Genomic DNA, 23,062 nt, shown 5'->3' with positions numbered 1-23,062 from the left:
TTATGACTCAGTCCTTTGAGTCGTTTGCATCATTAACGGGCCACTGCAAACCATGGGGCGCAGGGCGGCCCTCTTCATCGAGATTAACAAACACAATACGATCGATAGAGATGATGGTCTGCTTGGTAATCTTGTTGCGCACCTCGGCGCGCAAGGTGACTGAGGTGCGCCCAGAGGCGGTGAACTCCACCCCCATCTCAATGACATCACCCAGTCGCGCCGAACTAACAAAGTTAATCTCCGACATGAACTTGGTGACCAGATGGCGACCCTGACCCAGCTGGCAGATGGTAAAGATCACAGATTCTTCATCAATCCAGCTAAGCAATTGGCCGCCAAATAGACTGCCATTAGGGTTGAGGTCCTCGGGCTTAACCCACTTGCGAGAATAGAATTTCATCACTGCTCCTCGTGTTCACCGGCCCGCTCTTGCCATCAGCGGCACCAGTACTCCATCACTATGCAACAGACAGTCTCAGGGAATTGCCCTGCCATTTCCAGTTTTTCTGCCCGGCGGTAGTCAGCATAATTTGCTCTGCTGAACATGGCGCAGTGCAGCTTTAGCTACAGAAAAATACTTGCTGCCTTTTATGAACCCTATTTTTCGCTAGGGCATGGCGTGGATTGAATACAACTTTGCAAGCTAGCCAGTGGGTAACGATATGTGTTCTCATACGCCAGCTTTCCGATCCGGATTAATACCTTACGGGGCGGTGTTAATTGAGCCAGGCAGATGGAGTCACAATGGATCACATTATTCGCGGTGTACTGAACTTTCAAAAAAACGTATATCCGGAGCACAAAGACCTATTCGGTGCTCTGGCCAACAGCCAGAATCCGGATGTGATGTTTGTTACCTGTTCGGACTCCCGCATCGACCCGAATATGCTCACAGGCTCTAATCCCGGCGACCTGTTCATTTGTCGAAACGCCGGTAACGTCATCCCGCCGCACAGCAATGAAACCGGAAGTATGACTGCTTCCATCGAATACGCCGTTGCCGTTCTGGGCGTTCGCCACATCATTGTCTGCGGTCACACCGATTGCGGAGCCATCAAAGGCGCACTGGACATACCGGCACTAAAAGGCCTGCCCCACGTCAAGGAGTGGCTAGGGCACTGTCGCTCAGCCATGGAGATCATCAGGGAGCGTCACAGCATTCCCAGTGAAACTTCCTTAGACAGTAAGTACCTGAATGAAGCTATTGAGGAAAACGTGCAGCAGCAAGTACAGCATTTGCGCACTCATCCGGTAGTGGCTGCGAAACTAGCTATGGGTCGAATCCAAGTCCACGGCTGGGTGTATGATATCAAGTCAGGAAGCATTCGCTGCTGCGGTCACAACAGTGAAAAATTCAAAAACTTCGACCAATATTACAGCGATCAAATCACTCAAGTCGACGAATCAGCAGCTACCCCAGCAGCTGAACACTGATGGTCAAGCACCTGGCGATAGACATGCCTGTGGTAGCAGACAGTTCAATGTGAGACTGGTCGCTTGGGCCCAATGCGCTGCCTCACCAAGCGCCTGTGCCGGGGTTTAAAGCAGCTGCCGCCCCGGAATCGACTCCAGTAACTGACGGGTGTAATCCTCTTTGGGATGTTCAAACAGTTGCTCGGCAAGCCCCTCTTCCACAATGCGCCCCTTATAGAGCACGATAATGCGATCGGCGATGTGCCTAACCACCGCCAGATCGTGGGAAACGAACAACATGGTCAAACCGTACTCCTGCCCCAGCGCTAGCATCAACTCGAGGATCTGCGCCTGAATGGTGACATCCAGCGCCGACACCGGCTCGTCGGCGATAACAAATTCAGGCCGCGTAGCCAGAGCGCGGCCAATGGCGATGCGCTGGCGCTGACCACCGGAGAATTCGTGGGGGTACTTGCGGATGAAGGCCCGGGCCAAACCAACATCGTCCATTAACTTAAGCACGCCCTGCTCCACGCTCTTACGGCTTTCGATGCCATGTAACAGCAGGGGCTCGGCCAAGGTGTCAAAGACCGTCATACGCGGATTCAAAGAGGCGTAGGGATCTTGGAAGATCATCTGCATGCGCCGGCGCATCTGCTTGAGGGCCTTGCCTTCGAGGGCTGTGACATCCACCCCGTCGAATAGCACCTCGCCGCTGGTGACCGGCACCAAGCGCAGTAGGGAACGGCCGATTGTTGACTTACCGCTACCCGACTCTCCGACTAAGCCAAGAATTTCCCCGCGACGAATACCGAAGCTGACATCGTCCACCGCCTTGACAGACTCGTGATGCTTACCCTGACTGAACCAAGTGCAAAGATTACGGACCTGCACCAAGTCCTCGCCAGTGGATGCCGAGGGAGCCTTACTGCCACCGGGAATCGCCGCCAGCAGTTTGCGGGTATAGGGGTGCTCGGCACGCTCAAAAATCGCTTGGCGATCCCCGCGCTCCACGACTCGCCCCTGCTCCATCACCACGATGCTATCGGCGATATCTGCTACTACCGCTAGGTCGTGACTGATAAAGATCACCCCCACATCGCGACGCTTCTGCAAGTCCGCCAACAGACGCAAGATCTGCGCTTGAATGGTCACATCCAGAGCCGTAGTAGGCTCGTCGGCAATCAGCAGCTTGGGCTCGTTAATCAAGGCCATGGCGATCATTACCCGCTGGCGCATGCCCCCCGAAAACTGGTGGGGGTACTGGTCAATAGTAGTCTGCGGATCGCGCAAGCCCACCTCATCGAGCAGCTCGATGGCCCGCTGACGGGCCTCTTCACGTGATATGCGCCGATGACATAGCAGGGGCTCAACCAGCTGATTGCCGATGGTCATGTAGGGGTTGAGGCAGGTCATCGGATCCTGAAAGATCATGGCGATATCGCGACCGCGCACCTGCCGCAGTTCCGCTTCACTCATGCGCAGCAGATCGCGCCCCTCGAACTCGGCGCTGCCCCCCTCGATACTCGCCGGCGGCATAGGCAGCAGCCCCAACAGGCTGTAGCAGGCCACCGATTTGCCGGAGCCGGATTCGCCAATGATCGCCGTGATCTCGCCCTTCTCGACACTGAAACTGACATCGTCCACCGCGTGGGTCACGCCGTTGCGGGTAGTGAAATCGACTTTGAGGCCGTTGACGGATAGTAGGGCCATGGCGATCAGTCCGTGGAGCCGCGCACGTCCAGCGCATCGCGCAGGCCGTCGCCGAGAAAGTTAAGGGCGAACAGAGTCAGGGTGAGGGCCATCCCCGGGAAGATTAACAGCCAAGGGTATTCCTCCATAGTCTCCGCGCCATAAGAAATCAGCAGCCCCCAAGAGGTCTGGGGCGGTTGCACCCCCAGGCCAAGGAAGCTGAGAAAGGCTTCCAGCAACATGACGCTAGGTATAGTCAGAGTGGTGTAGACAATGATGGGACCGAGAGCATTGGGAACCAAGTGACGCCAGATGATCGTTACCGGGGACAGGCCTAAGGATATCGCCGCCTCAACAAACTCCTGCTGTCGCAATGTCTGCACCTGCCCGCGCATGATGCGCGCCATGGTCAACCATTCCACCGCGCCAATAGCCAGAAATAGCAGCAGTAGATTGCGCCCGAACACCACCATCAACAGCACAATAAAAATCATGAAGGGCAGCGCGTACAAAATATCTACTAGGCGCATCATCACCGCATCTACTCGGCCGCCGACATAGCCTGCCACCGCGCCCCAAGTGACCCCAATCAGCAGCGCCACCGAGGTAGCAACAAAACCCACGGCCAGCGAAATACGCCCACCGTAGAGAATCTGCGTCAGTAGATCGCGGCCAAATATATCAGTGCCCAGCCAGTGCGCAGCCGAGGGTGGGCTAGCGCCCAAATCTAGGTTCTGGTCATCGTAGGCGTAAGGCGCAATCCAAGGCGTCAGCAGGGCCAGGATCACGAAGCTGACCAGCAGCACTAGCCCGAACAGTGCCAAGCGATTACGACGCAGTCGAATCCAGGCATCTTTCCACAGGGAGGTACCCTGCTCTACGCTGCCGACTGCCAAGATCGGTTCATTCATTTTCAAGCCTCCCCAAACTGGCTGCGCAGGCGCGGGTTCAACCAAGCTGCAAGCACATCGGAGGCCAAGTTAAACAAGACAATCAGGGTGGATAGGAACACGGTGGTGCCAAGAATCATCGTGTAGTCGCGATTAAAAGCGGCCTGGACGTAGAAGCGGCCCAAACCGGGAATCTGAAAAATCGTTTCCACCACAAAAGAGCCCGCCAACAGACCGGCGAAGGCCGGCCCCAGAAAGGTCACCACCGGCATCAAGCCCCCGCGCAGAGCGTGGCGGGTGATCACCTGCCACTCGGGGAGCCCCTTGGCGCGGGCAGTGCGAATATAGTCTTGAGATAGCACTTCGAGCATCCCCGCCCGACTGAGACGCGCCACATAGGCGGCGTAGGCAGCACCGAGTGTCAGACTGGGCAACAACTTGTCTCCGGGCATCTCGCCCCAGCCGGAGACTGGCAGCCACTCCAATTGTATGCCAAACAGCAGCACCAGCAGTGGACCCAGCAAAAAAGTGGGCATACAAATGCCAATCATGGCCAGCGACATGGGAATGTAATCCTGGGCCGTATTCGGTTTGAGCGAGGCGAGCACCCCGGCCACACCGCCGATGCAGACCGCCACTAGCAGGGCGTAAAGCCCCAATTCTGCGGTCGCCGGCAAGCCCGCGGCAATCAGCTCATTGACGCTGCGCCCGGGGTACTTGAAGGAAGGCCCTAGCTCTCCTTGGGCCAGATCACCCAAGTAGGCCAAGTACTGCTGAAACAGGGGTTGGTCGAGACGATACTGGGCCTCTAGGGCCGCCTTCACCTCGGGGATCACCGCTTTCTCGCTATCGAAGGGCCCGCCCGGCGCAATCCGCACCAGGAAGAAAGTCACCGTGATCACCGCGAGGATCACCGGCACCGCCTGCAACAGGCGACTGGCTATGAACTTCCACATATTCAGGGCACCTCGAACTCTTGCACTTCCACCGGCTCTAGACGGATGTATTTGAAGTTCACAAAATCCATCAGATTACTCGGCAGGCCCTTCACGCTGGGATGCTTCAGGTGCTTGCTGGCGTAGGTATAAATGGGAATGATCGGCATTTCCTCCATCAGCCGAGTCTCGGCTTCAAAAAATATGCGGAAACGCTCCTCCCGGTCCTGTGCCTGGGGCGCCCGCTCCAGAATCATCTGGTCATAGTCGGGATCGGCAAAGCCGGTATTGTTATTACCACCATCGCTGAGATAGAGGTCGAGAAAGTTGTTCGGGTCGACGTAGTCACCGACCCAGCCCCGGCGGGCCACGTCGAAGTTCATTTCCGAGACCGAGTCGAGGTAGACCTTCCACTCTTGGTTAGACAGACTGACTTCAATACCCAGAACGTCTTTCCACATTTGCTGCAGCGCCACCGCTATCTTGCGGTGACTTTCGCTGGTGTTGTAGATCAGCTCAAACCCTGGCCAACCCTTTCCGCCAGGGTAACCTGCCTCAGCTAGCAGGGCTCGGGCCCGCTCGGGCTCGTAATCAAACAGTTTTGGCGGCTCGTAACCCAAGGTACCGGGGGGCGTAATCGACCAGGCCGGTGTGACCAGATCGTGCATAACGCTGCGCGCCAACTTCGCCCGGTCCACGGCTAAGGAGAGGGCCTGGCGCACCCGCACATCATCCAGCGGCGGCCGCGCGGTGTTGATCAGGTAAAAATAGGTGCCTAGGTAGGGCGCCTCGACAAAGGGGCTGTCAGGCATCGCGCGATAGGCGGGCAACTTGTCCAGAGGCACATCGTTGGTGTAGTGCAGCTGATTGACGCGGAACATGCGCTCCTCGCTGACCAGGTTCTCGGTGGGGTAGAACACCACCCCGTTGAGCTGGACCATATCGGCATCCCAATAATAAGGGTTTTTCTCTACCTCAATACGGCGGTTGAGCTTCCATTCAGTCAGACGAAAAGGGCCATTGGTGATGATGTTGCCGGGCCGAGTCCAGCGGGTGAAACGGTCGGTGGCCTCACCGAACTGTTCGATGACTTGCCGCGGCACCGCAAAGGTACTGTAGTGATCCAGCAGTTGCAGGAAGTAGGGTGTCGGCTCACTGAGAGTCACTTCCAAAGTGTAGTCATCCAAGGCCTTCACACCCAGCTGCTCCGGGTCTTGCAACTTGCCAGTGGCATAAGCCTCGGCATTCTGCACCGGGTAGAGCATATAGGAGTAGAGGTTGCCCATAGCTGGGTTCAAGGCGCGCCGCCAGGACCAGACGAAATCATGGGCGGTGACCGGATCGCCGTTCGACCAGCGCCCTTCGGGCTGCAATTGGAAAGTGATCACACGGCGATCTTCGCTGAAACTCCAACTCGCCGCCGCCCCGGGCTCGGGCTCCAGTGTCCAGGGGTTCTTGCGAGTGAGCCCTTCATACATGGCATCGATCAGCTTGCTCTCGGGAACCCCAGTTACCACGTGCGGGTCCAACCCCTGGGGCTCAGAGCCATTACCGAAGTGCAAGATGCCTTCGCGATTACCCTGACTGACATTAGACTCCCCCGCCGAACAGCCGACGAGGATCAGTAGAGTGAGAGGGACCAGAAAAAACTTGTATATGAAAGGCAGCATGGGTCCGAAAGATAGCCTGTAAAGCCTCTCAATACCAGCGTTTCTGTCTAGCCCTTGGCGAAGCTTCTCAGTAGCATTGAGGCCAATCACCGTACAAGAGAGCAGCCATGCCAAGACGCCTATTTATTTTCACCGGTGCCGGTATCTCCGCTGAGTCCGGTCTAGCCACTTTCCGCAGCGGCCCAGACGCCCTGTGGGAAAACCACCGCGTGGAGGATGTTTGCCATATCGACACCTTCGCTAAAAATTACGAGCTCGTACACCGCTTTTACAACGCTCGGCGCGGCGCCTTGGCCGACGTTGAGCCCAACCCCGCCCACCTAGCCATTGCAGAACTGCAACGCAGCTTTCCCGGTCAGGTTGAGCTAATGACCAGCAATGTTGATGACCTTCACGAACGAGCCGGAAGCACAAACGTAGGTCATATCCACGGCAGTCTGCTTGAAATGCAGAACTTGGACACGAACGAGATTTTTACAGTGGGCTACCAAGCCTTTGACTTCGCAGGCACTCCAGGGCGCTATAAACCCAAGGTGGTGCTCTTTGGCGAAGCGGCGCCAGCCTACAGTAAACTTTATGAGCTAATGAACAACTTAGACGAGGACGACATGGTCCTGGTAGTCGGCAGCAGCGAGTTAGTGCTGCCCTTCTGCCATCTAGCTTGGCGCGGTAGCCAAGGTCGGGCACGGATACTCTACGTCGACCCTTGCCAGGAAAGCCCCTACGAGGGACTAGAGCCCCTGCCCCATCACCGCCACTATAAAATGCCGGCAACCGAGGCCCTAGCGAAAAATGGCGAGCTAATCCAAGAGATCCACAGCTGGCTATCCAATGGTACAGTCGCGCCCCTGTAATGACCTAAAAGCAAACTCGGCTACCTAAGCAACCGTCAATAATATCAAAGCAGAAGCGATTGCCCTCACCGGACGCTAAGCAGTAACGACCCAGTGAACAACTACACATGGTATAGCCACTGCGAATATTCAGTGTAGATTCCTGCCATGAAAGCGGTAGTGACTGAGTTCCTATATTACTGCTGGACCTCTCCACCGCATAGCAACCAAATCACCGCCCTGAAAACCAACCAAAACCCTATTATTGCTAACTGGATAACTACGAGAACTATAAAAAGGAAAGAGATACTCACAAGCATTGCTGCTTAGAATTGGATTCCGCTCCGTTATGTCCTTACCGATCAAGATAAGAGCCTATATTGACCGCCGACACTGGCCACTAACTGGCCACCACCAACAAAAACTTAGGTTCAAGCCGACAGATCAAGCAGCACAAAGAATCGTAAAATATTGATTTTATTGAAATTATTGGTCGGTGTGAGACCGCCCGAAAAGCGTCATTAACCTATTGTTTTCATTGGCTTATTCACTATTCGATATTGCCCGTCTACCGTCAAAAATACCGACGCTGAGGACCCACTGTGCGGGTTCGAATCCTGTAGGGTCAAGAATCACCCTACCCAGTAAGATTACCACCTCGCGTTAACGATCGGTAGAGCTCGCCCCCTTCTACGCGACAGACCCTGTCCTGGTTGGGTATGATCACCGGTCGATCCATCAAGCCAGACAGGGACAGCCGACTTGAACACCGAGAACCATTCTCAGACCGCCGCCTTCATTTGGTCCGTGGCAGACCTCCTGCGGGGGGATTTCAAGCAGTCTCAATACGGGCGGGTGATCCTGCCTTTCACCCTGCTGAGGCGCCTGGAGTGCGTCCTGGAGCCTACTCGGGAACAGTTGCTGGCCGAGGCTAACGCCAGTGCCAACCAGACAGACGCCATTCGGGAGCGGCTGTTGCTGCGGGCCTCGGGCAAAGAGTTCTTCAATGCCTCACCGCTAACGCTGGCCACCCTGTCTGATACCCAGACCGCCGATGACCTCCTGAGCTATGTGCAGTCTTTCAGCCAGGCGGCCCGTGAGATCTTTGAGCACTTCCACTTCGAGGACTTCGTACAGCAGCTGGCCGGCGCCAACCTGCTCTACCAGGTAGTGCAGCGCTTCGCCAGCATCGACCTGAGCCCGGAGCGCATCAGCAACTTCGGCATGGGCATCATCTTCGAGGAGCTGATCCGCAAGTTTGCCGAGAGCTCCAACGAGACGGCAGGGGAGCACTTCACCCCCCGGGACATCGTCCACCTGACCACCTCACTGGTTTTGACCGGGCAGGAGCACAAGCTCAAGCCCTCCAGCATCATCACCATCTATGACCCGACGGCTGGTACCGGTGGCTTCCTTTCGGAGGGTGACGAGTACATCCAGCAGGTAAGCCAGGGCGTCACCGTGTCCCTGCATGGCCAGGAGCTGAATCCAGAGTCCTACGCCATCTGCAAGGCCGACATGCTGATCAAGGGCCAGGGGGTCGACAACATCAAGCTGGGGAATACCCTCTCGGATGACCAGCTGCCAACCCTGCAGGCTGACTTCATGCTGGCCAACCCACCCTTTGGCGTGGAGTGGAAGAAGGTTCAGAAGGACGTGCTCAAGGAACATGAGGAGCGCGGCTTTGATGGTCGTTTCGGGCCTGGTTTGCCCCGGGTCTCGGATGGTTCTCTGCTGTTCCTGCTGCACCTGGTCAGCAAGATGCAGGATCCCAAACAGGGCGGCTCGCGCATAGGTATTATTTTGAACGGCAGCCCGCTGTTCACTGGGGGTGCTGGCAGTGGAGAGTCGGAGATCCGCCGTTACCTGCTGCAGCATGACCTGGTGGAAGCTATCGTGGCCCTGCCTACGGACATGTTCTACAACACCGGCATTGCCACCTATGTCTGGGTGCTCAACAACAACAAGCCAACTGAGCGCCGGGGCAAGGTCCAGCTGATCAATGCCACAGATCGCTACAGCAAGATGCGCAAGTCTCTGGGCTCAAAGCGCCAGTACGTGGACGACGCCAACAGTGAGTCCATTGTCCGGGCCTACGGGGCCTTTGAGGAAACCGAGGAGAGCAAGATCTTCCCGGTCGATGCCTTTGGCTATCGGCGCATTACCGTGGAGCGGCCCCTGCAGCTGAACTTCCAGGCCAGCCCGGAACGTCTGGCCAGGCTGGAAGAGGAGAAGCCCCTGCAGAAGCTGGAACCGGAACAGCTCCAGGCCCTCGTACAGGCCTGTGGGAGCCTCGACCCCAAGCAGGTGTACAAGAGCCGGCCTGCCTTCACCAAGGCCCTGAAGGCTGCCCTGAAGCCACTGGCTTTCAAGCTGGGGGCACCGCAGCTGAAGGCGGTACTGAATGCCCTGTCGGAGCGTGACCCCGAGGCCGAGATCTGTACCGACAAGCACGGCAACCCTGAGCCAGACACCAGCCTACGGGACAATGAGAACGTCCCCCTGGGTGAGTGCATCTACGAGTACTTCGAGCGGGAGGTGAAGCCCCACGTACCGGATGCCTGGATCGACGAAAGCAAGCGTGACCCCCTGGATGGTGAGGTGGGCATTGTTGGTTTCGAGATCCCCTTCAACCGGCACTTCTACAAGTTCGTGCCACCACGGCCCCTAGAAGAGATTGACGCTGACCTGAAGGCCTGTACGGACCGGATCAAGGCGATGATCCAGGAGCTGTCGGCGTGAGCTTTCCGAGGTATCCGGCCTACAAGGATTCTGGGGTGGAATGGCTTGGTGAGGTGCCAGAACAATGGCGACTGCTCAGTCTTAAGCACGTTGCGTCACTGAACCCCACCAAAGCCAATTTCAACGGCAGTCTTGACGAGGTTTACAGTTTCGTCCCTATGGAGAAGCTGAAGACCGGGCGCATTATTCTCGACGAAGTGCGACCAGCTGAAGATGTTCTTGGGGGATATACATACTTCGAGGAAGGTGATGTCTTACAGGCCAAGGTTACTCCCTGCTTTGAAAACAAGAACATCGCCCTAGCACGGGGGTTAACCAACGGGGTTGGCTTTGGCTCTACAGAAATCAATGTCCTACGTTCAGGGCGGGATTTGAAGCCTGAGTTTCTCTACTACAGAGTTCAAGAAGATGGATACATGTCTGTATGCACTTCGAGCATGATTGGAGCGGGAGGTCTGAAACGGGTTCCTCCCGAAGTGATCAACACTTTCAAAATAGCCTTGCCACCGCTCCAAGAACAAACCCAAATAGCCCGCTTCCTCGACCACGAGACCGCCAAGATCGATGCCCTGATCCAGGAGCAGCAGCGTCTGATCGAGCTCCTGAAGGAGAAGCGTCAGGCGGTTATCTCCCATGCCGTGACCAAGGGACTGGATCCCTCGGTGCCGATGAAGGACTCGGGGGTGGAGTGGTTGGGGGAGGTGCCGGAGCATTGGCGCGTTTCACAGCTGAAGTTCAATACACTACTCATGCAGACCGGCCCATTCGGCAGTCAGCTCCATGCTGAAGACTACATTCAGGATGGTGTGCCACTAGTGAACCCGGCACACATGAAAGATGGGAAGATTATTCCTGATTCTCAGGCTTCCGTTGACCAAGATACCTGGCATCGGCTGGAGAGGCACCAACTGAGTCCGGGTGAATTGGTGTTCGCCCGAAGAGGAGAGTTAGGCCGATGTGCTGTCGTTACTGAGGCCCAGAAGGGTTGGCTATGCGGTACAGGCAGTCTGAAGGCCAAACTAAACGCAAAGCTCCTGCCAGAGTATGCATATCTCCTCGTGACCTCCAAGGGGGTTGTCAGTGAACTTTCTCTTGAGTCCAAGGGTTCTACCATGGAAAACCTGAATACAGAGACTCTTGGCAGAGTTCGGCTGCCTCTGCCGCCTCCACCTGAACAAAAGCAAATACTAGATTACGTTGCCAGGTTGTCAGGCAGCTTTGGCTCTCTTATTCAGGAAGCTCAAGCCGCCATTGAAATCATTTCGGAACGCCGCTCCGCCCTCATCTCAGCCGCCGTCACCGGCAAGATCGATGTCCGTAACTGGAAGCCACCCGCTGACGAGACCGCCTTCGATGAAGAAGTCCGTCAGGCAGGTTTGGAGGTGGTGTCATGAACCAAGGTTGCAGCATCTGTTCTGGAGCGAGTTTCCCGCTTGGGCGCTCGACAGTTTCTTTGGTAGCCTCTCGAAGGAAAGTGTTCGCCAGTGAGCCATTCGCCTACTAGTACTTCCGAGCGTAGCCGACGGGGCTCGAAGGTCGCACCATCAGCGGTGGTGAATGACAGAGTCAGCCGCCTATTCGAGCTCGTTCCGGAAATTGGCACTCGGTGGCGCTGGTACGACGTTATATACCGGTTCCTGGGCTGGTGTCTGTGGTCCTGGCCTCGCCGAATGATCCCGGCTACAGCTCGTCGTATACTCCTTAGCGGCATCAACGCCCTTTTAGCGTTCGATCAGCATCAACGGAACAAGGTTGAAGCGTTAGATGATCCCAGTCAAAATCTTGTACTTCCTGAGCAAGCACGGGTCCGTCAGGGTGGATTGTGGACAGTTGAACTATTTCCCCCTAGCAAGTACAGAGACCTGGAGCGATCGCTACGGCACAATGGCTGGGAGCAATCTCTAGCTCGCGGACTCGAAGAATCCAATATAGAATCGCTCAGGCGTGCACGTGACGGCCAGGGACTTGGTTGGTGGGTAATTGGCTCTGTTGCGAGGACAGACACCAAGAACCCAGTTTTGGGCGCCAAGCGTGAAGACTTGCCGAGTGAGTTCAAGTTCATAGACATCACAGCAGTTCAGCTGGGAGGTGGTGTTACTGCTGTGGTCGCGTTCTTCCATTTCAGCACCTTTGGCGAGTCTAGTCTTGATAATGTTTGGCGAAGGAATCATGAGCCAACATTGACATGGCGATGGTTTCAGCAGCCCAGGGTGGCCAATCGCTACTTTGCCGCAATTGAAGCCACTCAGCGTGAGCGGCAGCGGCTTCACCACCTTGCGAGGCGGTGGCTTTCCCAACGGTGTCCGGGGTTCTTCTCGTCGCGATCAGATTCGCATCCGGTGCTGGATTTGAACTTGTTCGACGGGATTGACCTTGCCGACGAGCAAAAGCTAGCTGAAGCGGATGATGGATTGAGAGCGTTGGGCATGAGTAATGCCGGGCACGACCGATTCGTATCGCCTCAGATGCTGGGCGCTTGCCTCATTCCGACCGAGGGACATTCGGGGCCGCACGAGCCGCTGCGGAACTGCTGGGCAATAGCCGGTGAGTACCAGAGAGTCGTGGACGAGAACGATGGCGTCGGCTATGGGGAAAAGCCCTACGCTGCTGGGACGATCGGTCACATGTTCAACCATGCCGCACGCTCTTTCATTCTCTACCTTGCCGTTATGCGGTACCTCCAGGAGCAGCGGGCCGTGTATTCGGCTGCGCGTGACTTGGCGACCATTCGGCATCGGCGATTCACCGTTCGAAGGGCTCGCCGTTTAAGTGTTGAGTTACTAGAGTCTGGCCTCGATCTGCCGGCACTGGCACGTGATAGTCGCCAACTGTGGAGCGAGCGTTGGCGAAATTTTTACGGGATTGAGGTGAGGGCCTTACCTTTCGAGGCCGACCAACCAAGGCGCGAAGGGTTCGATCTGATCAAGTTCTTCGGTGAGCGTGGCGCTGATCAGTTTAGGCAGTTGCTCGAAGAGGACAAAAACTACCGCGCGGTTCTCGCCACAGCTGCGGCGCTGGGGGCAAGCGCGGAATCGGCACGGATTGGGAATCGAGCACTAGTCGTTGCTGGTTGCTCTATGGCGGTGGCTAGCGTGACTCTGTTGATTTCAGAGCTAGGTGACGCCTCGTTGTGGTCGATGTTCACCGAGTGGCTCCGGGGACACATATCTCATTAGAAGAGGTAAATTCACGTTGCTGGACTCAATGCGGGACCGGTTAGGTGATCACTCGCATGACTTCAGAACGCTTGTGGGGGCCCATGGTTTGAAGAGCACTTGCTTCTTCAATCTTACATGCGTCTTACCCAAATCCAGCGCTCCGTGCAGACTAAGGTTTGATCTCGTCAGGATGAGAATTGAGACCTACCAGAAAGTCAGCTCCAGCCACGCAACACATAGCTGTATCCAGATCATCGGCGTTCTCGAGCAATGCCTTAGTCTGCTCCACGGTGACCCAGTTAGGCAGTGCTCCGAGAATGTGTTCGTGTATCTGCCAATGGACCTGGCCGGTTCAGCTTGTAGCTTTAGCTGGGGAGCCCATGGGCTGTCAGGGTGCCTACTGGATAGACCTCAATGGCAGACAGAGTGGTGACATCCGGAGACCATGCCAATGGAATCGCCTGTCCTGGTGCTGCTCTGGTACGGTCCAGTAAAGTAAGGGCGGCTACTGCAGTACGAGCGATACTGTCAGCACAAACATCCAGAGGTTGCTTGCCGGTTTGTGCCTTGATGTACCGATCCGTAGCTTGACGAAAGAGCAGATTGGCCTCCCGGGTCACAGGATCGCCTGCCTGATGTGTCGCCAGAGTTCTGCCCAGTGGCTCGGGCCAGCCCAGTGGCGCATCCAAGGCAATCAGAGCCGGAGTACTAGGAGGCAGCCACTGAGCAATGCATGTGGCAATCTCAGGACTGCTTGATCCAAGCTCTGCATGGCTGATGTGAAGCTGCCCAGCGTCCAACACACCCAGAGCCAAGCCCACTGAACGTGGGTCAGTAGCGCAATCAATGCCAACAATGGTGAGCCTGTCGGGGTTCAAGGTGCGGTTCTCCTGGACAGTGCCTGGTTACTCACTGACTCGACTTCAAGACAATGGCCGGTTCAGTCGGCTTGAAGAGGGCTGGATCTGTGTTTGAGGCATTACCCACCGCTCGGTTGACCGGATACAGCTGCAGATCTTCTTTTAGAACAGGCGCCAGCATCAGATCGCCAGGTTCAATGGGTTGAGAGTTGTCCAGCCACCGTAGACATTCCTCCCGTGTGAGCATCACCGGCATTCGGTTGTGCCAAGGCCTGAAGGCCTCTGCTGCTTCCGTGGTGACCAGGGTGCAAGAGAGCAGTGGCGTATCTTCACCCTCCCATAGATCCCACAGAGCCGCTGCAATGATGGTGTTGGCTTCATTGGTAATGACCCAGGGTTGCTTCTTCCCTTGTTCTACCCGCCACTCTATGAAACTGGACATGGGTACAACGCCGCGTTGCCGGCGGAATGGTCCCCGAAAGGCCGGGCTCTTGGCCAGAGACTCGGCTCGAGCATTGAACATGCTGTAGTTCGTGCTGACCTCCTTGGCCCAGGAGGGCACCAGCCACCACCGAGCAAGGTCACCGCGCCCTTCACGCAACAAGAGGATGTCTTCTGTCGGGGCTACGTTGTACCGAGGTTCTGGTAACTGCAGATCAATCCCCAGGTAATCGAGTAAGCCCTGAAGCCCCGGCAGGTCTGTGATGTTGAAGCGACCGCACATAGCGTTGCTGACTCACTGAACTGGATTGAACCAGAACAGTGTACAGGTGGAAGGAAGGTCTGGGTCAGAGGAAGCTGGCCCAGACATCAATATGCTCAGGCATGGTCTTCTACAGGTGCGGTTGGACCATTGGTCTTGACCGACTGGATGCCGTTCTCCATGGCAGCATTGCCGGAGTACATCTCACTGGTCCCGATGACCTGGCCATTGGCAGCCTTCAGAACGAAGTAAGGCTCGTTGCTCTTCGAGACCTTGCGCTCGTAGCGGTTGTCATCTGGAGAGTTCGTACGGACTGACTCAATACCATTCTCCGCCGCTGCTTTGGACTCATACAGCTGGCTTGTGAGAATGATCTGGCCGTTGCCAGCCTTCAGGTTGAACATGAACTTGCCACTGGGGCTGGTTTTAAGGTCGTACTTGCCGGCCATGATGGGCCTCCTATTTTTTGTTGTTGTACCACAGTGAGGTAGATACCCCGCTGAGACAGCGATTGCAAGCACAGAGAGTGGATACAGGCCGCCAGTACTCAATCGCCTTGTGTTTGCACCAGGCCTCCCCATGCCATACCTTTACCCGTCAACAAAACTAGAACAACACATTGGAGCCCAGGGATGGCAAACAGTCGCGAACTTCAATTCCAGCAGGACATCATCGACCAGATGGTGGCCGATGGCTGGCTGACTGGCCCTGCCTCCGGCTACGACCCCGCCACCGCCCTCTATACTGAGGACCTGCTTGGCTTCGTTCAGGAGGCCTATCCGGAGCGCTGGGAAAAGTTCTGTAAGAACAATCCTCAGGACCCTGCAGCGGCTCTGGTCAAGGCGGTGGCGCGAGAGCTGGACCGGCACGGCACTTTGGAAGTGCTGCGCCATGGCTTCAAAGTGCCCGGGGTTAAGATTGACCTGTGCAGCTTCCGGCCTGACCACGGCATGAATCCGGAGGCGCAGGCGCGCTATGGGGCGAACCGGCTGAGAGTTGTACCTGAGGTCTCCTACTCCCCACATGCCAGGCCGGGAGAGTACAACCCGAGGCTGGACCTAGTACTCTTCGTCAACGGCATTCCCACCGCTACCCTGGAACTGAAGAGCCAGTTCAAGCAATCGGTGGAGAACGCCAAGCGGCAGTACCGACAAGACCGGCCGCCAAAGGACCCGGTGACCCGCAAGCCAGAGCCGCTGCTAACTTTCAAGCGTGGCGCCCTGGTCCACTTTGCTGTGAGCCAGTCCGAGGTGGCCATGACCACCCGCCTGGATGGGAAGGCCACTTACTTCCTGCCCTTCAACCAGGGCTCACTGGAAGGTGGTGCAGGCAATCCTCCGGCCCCCAATGAGAACACCTACGCCACGGCCTACCTGTGGAACCAAGTGTTTGAGAAGGATGCCTGGCTGATCATTCTGGGTCGTTTTCTGCACCTAGATAGTCAGGAAAACCAGAACTTCGACGGCACCAAAACCATCAAGGAGACCCTGATCTTCCCCCGCTACCACCAGTGGCAGGCGGTGACCCGACTGATTGAAACCACCAAGGACGAAGGGGCAGGCCAACGCTACCTGATCCAGCACTCGGCGGGGTCGGGCAAGTCAAATTCCATTGCCTGGCTGGCTCATCAACTGGCTTCCCTCTATGACGCCACCGGTGCCAGTAAACTGTTCAACTCCGTGGTAGTCGTCACTGACCGTACCGTGCTCGACAGCCAGCTGCAGGACACTATCTACCAGTTTAAACATGCCCAGGGTGTGGTGAGGCCCATCACCCGGGACATTGGCAATCAGAGCAAGTCGGAACAGTTGGCCGAGGCCCTGGCCAACCAGACCCGCATCATCATCGTGACCATCCAGACCTTCCCGGCGCTGTTCGATGCACTGGACAAATACCCGGAACTGGCCAGTGGGAAGTATGCGGTGATTGCCGATGAGGCGCATTCTTCACAGACCGGCTCCTCAGCAACGAAGCTGAAGGCCATACTGGGAGCCGACAAGCCAGACAGCGAAGAGGTCAGCGCCGAGGAACTATTGGATGCCGCAGTACAGGCCCGCAAGCCGACGGAACGTATCAGCTACTACGCTTTTACTGCCACCCCCAAAGCCAAAACCCTGGAACTGTTCGGTCGACCGCCAAACCCGAAGCAGCCGACGAGCAAGGATAATCTGCCGGAGCCCTTCCACATGTACTCCATGAGGCAAGCCATCGAGGAAGGCTTCATCCTGGATGTCTTGAAACGCTACCTCACCTACAACACTGCCTGGAAGCTCTCACACCCCGACGGTGACGACACCGAAGTCGAGTCCCGCAAAGCTTCCGCGACCCTGGCTAAATGGGTACGGCTTCACCCCTACAACATCAGCCAGCGGGTGGAGATCATCGTCGAACACTTCCGGGAACATGTACGGCATTTACTGGATGGCCAAGCCAAGGCCATGGTGGTGACGGGCAGCCGGCAGGAGGCAGTGCGCTATGCGCTGGCCATGCGGAAGTACATTGCACAGATGGAGTACGACAATGTTCATCCGCTGGTGGCCTTCTCGGGCACCGTGCCTGCAGACGACGTGATTCCCGAGGAAGTGTCGGAAACCAGCCAACTTCTGAACCCTGGTTTGCGGGGACGGGACCTGGCCGACGCCTTCGATACCACTGACTTCAACGTGATGATCGCAGCCAACAAGTATCAGACTGGCTTCGACCAACCCAAGCTCTGCGCCATGTATGTGGATAAGAAGCTGCAGGGCGTAGACTGTGTTCAGACCCTGTCTCGGCTGAACCGGATCTTCCCGGGCAAGGATACTTTCATTCTCGACTTCTACAATGATCCCCAGGATATCCTCGATGCCTTCGCTCCGTATTACGGCAAGGCGGAACTAGAAGACGTATCCGATGCCCAGATCGTTTATGACCTGCAGCGTAACCTAGATGCCGAGGGGATCTACCATGCGGATGAAGTCTCATCCTTTGCCTTAGCTTTCTTTGATCCAAAGGTGCCGGCCTCTCGTCTGAGTTATTACTGCCAGCCTGCAGTGGATCGTTTTCGCGTGCGCTACCAAGCAGCCCTGGAGGACATTCAGGCCTGGGGTCAGGCCCATGCTAGCGCAGAAAGAAGCGGCGACCGTGAGGGCCTGCAGCGTGCCCAGGCAGAGCTGGAGGAAGCGGGCAAAGCCAGGGATACTCTGGACCTTTTTCGTAAGAACTTGCAGAGCTTAGTCAGGGCCTATGAGTTCCTATCGCAGATCGTCCACTACGACGATGCCGACCTGGAACAACTATGTGTCTATGCCCGACACCTCCATCCGCTGCTGAGGGTGGATCGTCTGGACGAGGCAAAGGTCGACGTATCCGAGCTGTCACTGACCCATTACCGGCTGACCAAGCGGACTGAGCAACAGCTACGCCTGGCTGAAAAAGAAGGCGAGTACGCTCTCAAACCACTGAAGGAAGTGGGCACCGGCAAGCCCCACGACCTCGAAAAGGCACGGCTATCGGAAATCATCGAGCGTCTGAACGACTTGTTTGGTGCCGAGGTTGATGACCAGGATAAGCTCCACTTCGCCAATGGCATTGCTGACCGGATCGAGCGTGACGAGGAGGTTATGGCCCAGATTCGTGGTCATACCACCGAGAAGGTAATGCACGGTCTGCTTCCCAAGCGCGTGACCGATGCTGTACTGGATACAATTGGGGACAACGAGAAGCTGTCCTTGCCGGTTCTGGACAGTGAAGAGACCAGTAGGGCATTCGCTTTGCTGATCCTAGAGCTACTGATTGGGCGCCGAACAAACAATGATCAGGGCTGCAGTCGCACAGCGTGAGAATCATGTCGCAGAATTAGCCTAGAGTTCCAGGATTCAGCCCAGACTACATGTAGGATCAATGTCAAATTCACCCAGAGAAGACTAAAAATAAAAAAACTCACTCTCACACTGTTGTTTGTGGCGTCAGGCGCATTGGCTCAGGACTCGGATGTCTATGGCAATGACAACTCAACCCAGATCTATGGTAGTAGCTCTTCAAGTGGGAGTTATGGGACTTCGGAGACACGTGGCTACGAGAGCTCAACAGGGAACCGTTATGAATATGATCTTTCGGACCCAGGTGACCAGATTGAGTACAGTATTGATCCTGACGCTCAAATGAGGGATAGCTCCAGCGTGAACCCGACCAGGGAGCTGGACCGAGGTCTTGGTGAGTACGGCGGTGGCATCTACGACTGAACTTTTTTGTAGGTCGGTGGCCTCCGCGCTGTTCCCCAAGCTAGGCCCAACGAGGTAGGAAGACGACGAGGTGCGAGCCTGACGGACGAGGCGGACCGCAGCGCCGGGAGCAGGGAGGCGGTACCGCCGACTGAAAGAGTAGGAAAAGATTTATACATAAAATTGATTATGCGGCGTAGCGGACAGTGCCTGAGGCACTGCGCATAATCCCATTTTATGTTCAGTCTGAGACTCCATTTTCCAGGGTTTAAAAAAAAGTAGCGCCCCTCAGGGCGCCGATCCAGCTAGATAAATCCTGCTTCTGCCATCGATGAAGTACCGGAGGTACCCACGATAATGTGGTCCAGTATTCTTATATCCATTAAACCGAGTGCATCCTGCAGCCTTCTGGTGATCCGCTTATCTGCCTCACTGGCTTCAGTCACGCCGGAAGGATGATTGTGGGTCAATATGAGAGCGGCAGCATTGAGTTCCAGCGCTCGCCTGGCGACGACCCTTGGGTACACAGCGGCGCCATCAACGGTGCCCCTGAAGAGTCTTTCAAACTCGATTAGGCGATGCTGGGAATCCAAGTAAAGACAGCAGAAGTATTCGTCCGGCTCTGAGGCAATCTGAAGTTGACAGAATCTACGGGCGTCGTCGGGTCGAGAGAACACCTCCGTGTTCCGTAAACGAGATTCAATGAGGCCGATAGCCTCGCGAATTAAGTTGTCCTCACTGGATCCGATCTCACCATATATCGTTCTTTCAGATGCTTGAAATTTGGGCAGATTATTCATCGAGCCTCCCGAGTAATCTATCGGATTGAAACTGAAGTCACTGGTAACTACCAGCGCGATTGATGGGAGCCAGTACGCAACAACTGGATCCCATACCGTCACCGAAGGTGCTACCAAGCAGAGCCAGCAAGACTCACCGTTAAAGACGATGAGGGTAAGAGAAGGGGGGGGGGTAATTTTCCTGAACAAACACTGCCATCAAGTACTAGTGCCGTACTTATGTGACAAAAATCTCTATATGGTTTTCGTTAGTGCCTCGGCTCCATATAGTCAAATGTCTCAGTTTGAGACTGGTTGGTGTATAGGCAATTGAAACAACCCAATACTTAAGATATCGGCACCATATCGGTATCGGTTTTTTCGCGTTGATATATCGTTTGGTCAGGCTAGTGATCTTTTTGATTTCTATGGCCCCTCCCGTAGCTTCCGGACCTACGGGGGCGTGCGGGCTGACGCCCGGTCCCCCTTGCCCCTGCGCTACGGTAGGGGCCGCCCAGGGTGCCGGGAGGACGGGATTGTTCGGGCAAGGCACCGTAGCGCAGCGGAGGCGACGGCCCCGAACAAACCGCCCGCAACCGAGGACCCTGGAGGCACCCTACCGGGAAAAACGAGTTAAAAAAGCAGAACACTTCATTAAACTCACTGGATCACTTGTTCGCAGCGGACTGCGCTGCGCACGCCTCTGCGAGTTTTCACAGGTTGCTTATTCGACCAGAGTAGGAGTTAAAAGCCTGTGTGTCTAACGTGTCCACCCTCGACTTACCGAGACGGACAGCTTAAGACCATGTTCCCCCTGAGTCAGGCACGGTTGTCGCACTTGTCCAACTCAAATTAAAAGTTGGAATACAATACACACCGAAGGAAAGAAGAACTTTAACAAAAATACCCCAACAACTTGGACAGCTCGGCAATCACCAGCAACTACGCGGGATGAGAGAGTCCAACTTTGTTGAAGTAAGACAGGGTGGCGTGGACACTGATGGTCCAGCGCCACCCAGCACAACACTAAAGGGTCGGCCAGTCGCAGGGAAAACGCAGCATGTCATCAAACACCTGGCGAAGATCTTCGACAGGTGGTAGAACATAGGCCTGAGCTCGACCTTTCTTACCAGGCATCGACATCTTGTTGGTCTTAAAACTGAATTTCAACAATGTCTTCGTAAATGCGGCCTTGCCCTCTACCGGACCAGTTATTCGAGACTCGCCCCGCCATCTTGAGTATGCCGCATGCAACGTATCTTTCGGTACCTTCGTCGGCCAAGGCGGCTCGAACACCTCATCCTCCAGTTTCAACTGAGCTGTGTCTGCCAGTTCGTACAACCATCGCTCAATATTGGTTAGCGACGCCAATTGCTGTGACACCCGGGCCTCTGTCCGAGGAAAGTCACTTGGATTAAATGAGCTAATATCCCTAGCCTGGAGGTTAACAAGTAATGCTTCAGGCCCCCCATTACGCATCTCTGCGGATAGTCGGTCGAAGTATCTATAGTCACCTACGCGCTGGTTCGTCACATTCATGACGAAGAAGCGGCGGTCGTCCAACTCAGCAGGAATCACCCAATCTTCATTAGAGGCAATAATGAGGTGAACGCAGTTTTTAACGGGCATTGTTGCCCCGTATTTACGCTCTGACGACCTGCTTTCTTCGGTAATCAAGACCTTCAGCAAGCCAGCTTCCTCCTTATTGCCACTCCAGTACATCTCATCCGCGAACATCAACAGCGCATCATCAAGGTGATCGGTGAATCGCCCAAACAGCTGCCCCCTGTCCGTGATGTGCTTGAAATGTTTGCCGAATAATTTGCCCACGTAATTGGTAAAAATACCCTTCCCTGTACCCTGTCCTGACAGCAGGCAAATTGCCACACCAGGAAGCACCCCTGGCTGCTGAACTGTAAGCGCCAGCCAGTCCATTACATAGTCATAACAATCCTGATCTCCATCGCAGATCACTGTCTTCACATGATCCAAGAACCGCTGGCACGAAGCATGAGGATCACCTTGAACACCAAACCCCTTCCAGAGATTGTAGTAATCCACGGAAGAACCACCCCCTGGATCGAACCGCATACCGGCCTTGTACTGCCGACGATTGGGGTGCGTGAACCAGTGTCTAGTTACCGGCTTCGTCGTTTTTGAGTCAATTCGAACCCTGACATTGGCGAAGAGATCATGGAAGGCACTCAAAGCAAGAAAAGGGTGTGTTTCATTGAACTCGTCAGCGATGAGGACTTGTGCACCCGCATTCACTACTGCGTATTGCTTGTTCAGTTCAGCGACGCAATGGTCAGGATCCTCTAAGAGTTTTGGGTCCAGGCCGACACTTTGAGCAGGCTGCTGGTGATTTGTGGCAACGGTTGAAGTAACATTGCTTGGCTGTACTTTGGAGAGGCCATGCGATTGCCTGGCAGCGACCATGGCCTCCTCCTTCTCCTGCGCTACTGTATTCATACAAACTTCTATTGCTAAGTCTTGCATCATTTTCGATCCTCAATGTCTTCGCTGTCTTTGTCTGCTATAGCGTTTTCTTGCCTCCAACCCTGATATACATATCGCGCAATGCGACGGCGGTAGGCGCCCTGAGCGTCCACTGCATCACTTTGATCAGCGACGATTAGGGCGCCAAGCATTTTCAGTTTGGCAACCGACCTGGACGGGTGAAGGCAACCTACCGCCTGGAGCTCTAGAGTAGTGGCACCCTGTACACCAGCATTAATTAAATGGGTAAGCGGCACCGCTAAGTGGGGCGGGACACTCACTTCTGGCACCAAATTGGGCAGTGGCACGGTTACACTGCGCTTAGGCATTAGCCACCTCCTGGTCGCGTTCAGCGATCCGTTGTTGTAGCCATGCAGTCACCTCGGCTTCGACCCAAGCACGAGAACTACCACCAGGAACCAGAGCAACGCTCTTAGGGAAGCGACCATCGGCCGCGAGGGCATAAATGTAAGACCGGGAAAGTCCCGTCAGATCTCGTACCTCACGAAGGCGGATCAGACGAGGGCCACGATTAACTGTGTGGCGGTGAAGTTTTTGCTGTTCTTTCATAAGTAAATCCTCTGGTAATTAAAAGGTTCGTCGTCTGGCGCTTTCCAACGCCATGCAGAGGATCTTGTAGGATCTAATAATGCTTTTCTTAAATAATTAACCTATTGGCTGAAATT

19 protein-coding genes are annotated in these 23,062 nt (G+C 55.5%); 7 read left to right on the top strand and 12 right to left on the bottom strand.

The features are described 5' to 3' along the window. Positions 1–7 precede the first annotated feature (7 nt). Positions 8–400 carry an acyl-CoA thioesterase gene (locus tag H2508_RS12775; RefSeq protein WP_182174387.1) on the bottom strand — a complete coding sequence of 131 codons (393 nt, stop codon included), beginning with the start codon at positions 398–400 and terminating at the stop codon, positions 8–10. A 344-nt stretch (positions 401–744) separates the two neighbouring features. Between H2508_RS12775 and H2508_RS12770 the strand changes: the two genes are divergently transcribed. Continuing rightward, positions 745–1,434 (top strand): carbonic anhydrase, encoded by a 690-nt coding sequence (locus H2508_RS12770; RefSeq protein ID WP_182174384.1) that lies wholly within the window; start codon positions 745–747, stop codon positions 1,432–1,434. A 105-nt stretch (positions 1,435–1,539) separates the two neighbouring features. Here the strand turns inward: H2508_RS12770 and H2508_RS12765 are convergent, their stop codons facing one another. Genes H2508_RS12765 through H2508_RS12750 form a run of 4 tightly spaced genes read right to left on the bottom strand, consistent with a single transcriptional unit; the run spans position 1,540 to position 6,600 of the window. Further along, positions 1,540–3,126, bottom strand: coding sequence for an ABC transporter ATP-binding protein (locus tag H2508_RS12765; RefSeq protein ID WP_182174381.1), 1,587 nt, complete (start codon positions 3,124–3,126; stop codon positions 1,540–1,542). A gap of 5 nt (positions 3,127–3,131) precedes the next feature. Further along, positions 3,132–4,016 (bottom strand): ABC transporter permease, encoded by an 885-nt coding sequence (locus H2508_RS12760; protein ID WP_182174378.1) that lies wholly within the window; start codon positions 4,014–4,016, stop codon positions 3,132–3,134. 2 nt (positions 4,017–4,018) lie between these two features. Beyond that, the gene (locus H2508_RS12755; protein WP_182174375.1) at positions 4,019–4,951 is read right to left on the bottom strand and encodes an ABC transporter permease; all 933 of its coding nucleotides are present in this window, start codon (positions 4,949–4,951) and stop codon (positions 4,019–4,021) included. A 2-nt stretch (positions 4,952–4,953) separates the two neighbouring features. Further along, entirely contained in the window at positions 4,954–6,600 is a 1,647-nt protein-coding gene (locus tag H2508_RS12750; protein ID WP_182174372.1) for a peptide ABC transporter substrate-binding protein, read from the bottom strand. A 107-nt stretch (positions 6,601–6,707) separates the two neighbouring features. On the opposite strand from H2508_RS12750, the gene H2508_RS12745 reads away from it, so the two are divergent. From H2508_RS12745 to H2508_RS12730, 4 genes are all read left to right on the top strand, one after another. Continuing rightward, complete coding sequence (locus H2508_RS12745; protein ID WP_182174369.1) at positions 6,708–7,454, top strand: SIR2 family NAD-dependent protein deacylase; 747 nt, start codon at positions 6,708–6,710, stop codon at positions 7,452–7,454. 741 nt (positions 7,455–8,195) lie between these two features. Beyond that, complete coding sequence (locus H2508_RS12740; protein ID WP_182174366.1) at positions 8,196–10,175, top strand: type I restriction-modification system subunit M; 1,980 nt, start codon at positions 8,196–8,198, stop codon at positions 10,173–10,175. Then, positions 10,172–11,569: a restriction endonuclease subunit S gene (locus H2508_RS14895; RefSeq protein WP_220463769.1), complete on the top strand. Its 1,398-nt coding sequence runs from the start codon at positions 10,172–10,174 to the stop codon at positions 11,567–11,569. Before H2508_RS12740 ends, H2508_RS14895 begins: the two co-directional genes overlap by 4 nt. 1,167 nt (positions 11,570–12,736) lie before the next feature. Then, positions 12,737–13,351: a hypothetical protein gene (locus tag H2508_RS12730; RefSeq protein WP_182174364.1), complete on the top strand. Its 615-nt coding sequence runs from the start codon at positions 12,737–12,739 to the stop codon at positions 13,349–13,351. Positions 13,352–13,698: 347 nt separating this feature from the next. On the opposite strand, the gene H2508_RS12725 is transcribed toward H2508_RS12730, so the two are convergent. From H2508_RS12725 to H2508_RS12715, 3 genes are all read right to left on the bottom strand, one after another. Beyond that, positions 13,699–14,211, bottom strand: a complete 513-nt coding sequence (locus tag H2508_RS12725; RefSeq protein ID WP_182174361.1) for a DUF429 domain-containing protein — start codon at positions 14,209–14,211, stop codon at positions 13,699–13,701. Positions 14,212–14,242: 31 nt separating this feature from the next. Next, on the bottom strand, positions 14,243–14,917 hold the full coding sequence (locus H2508_RS12720) for an SOS response-associated peptidase (protein ID WP_182174358.1): 675 nt from the start codon (positions 14,915–14,917) through the stop codon (positions 14,243–14,245). A gap of 95 nt (positions 14,918–15,012) precedes the next feature. Continuing rightward, positions 15,013–15,345, bottom strand: coding sequence for a YegP family protein (locus H2508_RS12715; protein WP_182174355.1), 333 nt, complete (start codon positions 15,343–15,345; stop codon positions 15,013–15,015). A 183-nt stretch (positions 15,346–15,528) separates the two neighbouring features. Here H2508_RS12715 and H2508_RS12710 point away from each other — a divergent pair, with 183 nt between their 5' ends. Both H2508_RS12710 and H2508_RS12705 read left to right on the top strand, forming a co-directional pair. Beyond that, a complete protein-coding gene (locus H2508_RS12710) occupies positions 15,529–18,717 on the top strand; it encodes a type I restriction endonuclease subunit R (RefSeq protein WP_182174352.1) in 3,189 nt (1,062 codons plus the stop codon). A gap of 135 nt (positions 18,718–18,852) precedes the next feature. Then, complete coding sequence (locus H2508_RS12705) at positions 18,853–19,119, top strand: hypothetical protein (RefSeq protein ID WP_220463768.1); 267 nt, start codon at positions 18,853–18,855, stop codon at positions 19,117–19,119. Between the two features lie 284 nt (positions 19,120–19,403). On the opposite strand, the gene radC is transcribed toward H2508_RS12705, so the two are convergent. From radC to H2508_RS12685, 4 genes are all read right to left on the bottom strand, one after another. Next, entirely contained in the window at positions 19,404–19,898 is a 495-nt protein-coding gene (gene radC, locus H2508_RS12700) for a RadC family protein (protein ID WP_182174349.1), read from the bottom strand. Between the two features lie 1,005 nt (positions 19,899–20,903). Further along, on the bottom strand, positions 20,904–22,379 hold the full coding sequence (locus H2508_RS12695) for a DUF5906 domain-containing protein (protein ID WP_182174347.1): 1,476 nt from the start codon (positions 22,377–22,379) through the stop codon (positions 20,904–20,906). After that, positions 22,376–22,705: a hypothetical protein gene (locus H2508_RS12690; RefSeq protein WP_182174344.1), complete on the bottom strand. Its 330-nt coding sequence runs from the start codon at positions 22,703–22,705 to the stop codon at positions 22,376–22,378. Before H2508_RS12690 ends, H2508_RS12695 begins: the two co-directional genes overlap by 4 nt. Then, positions 22,698–22,946 (bottom strand): helix-turn-helix transcriptional regulator, encoded by a 249-nt coding sequence (locus H2508_RS12685; protein ID WP_182174341.1) that lies wholly within the window; start codon positions 22,944–22,946, stop codon positions 22,698–22,700. The genes H2508_RS12690 and H2508_RS12685 overlap by 8 nt, the downstream gene beginning before the upstream one ends. Positions 22,947–23,062: the final 116 nt, after the last annotated feature.

Source organism: Sediminihaliea albiluteola (assembly GCF_014077625.1).
Classification (GTDB): Bacteria; Pseudomonadota; Gammaproteobacteria; order Pseudomonadales; family Halieaceae; genus Sediminihaliea; species Sediminihaliea albiluteola.
This window is presented reverse-complemented; position numbering and strand designations above follow the sequence as displayed.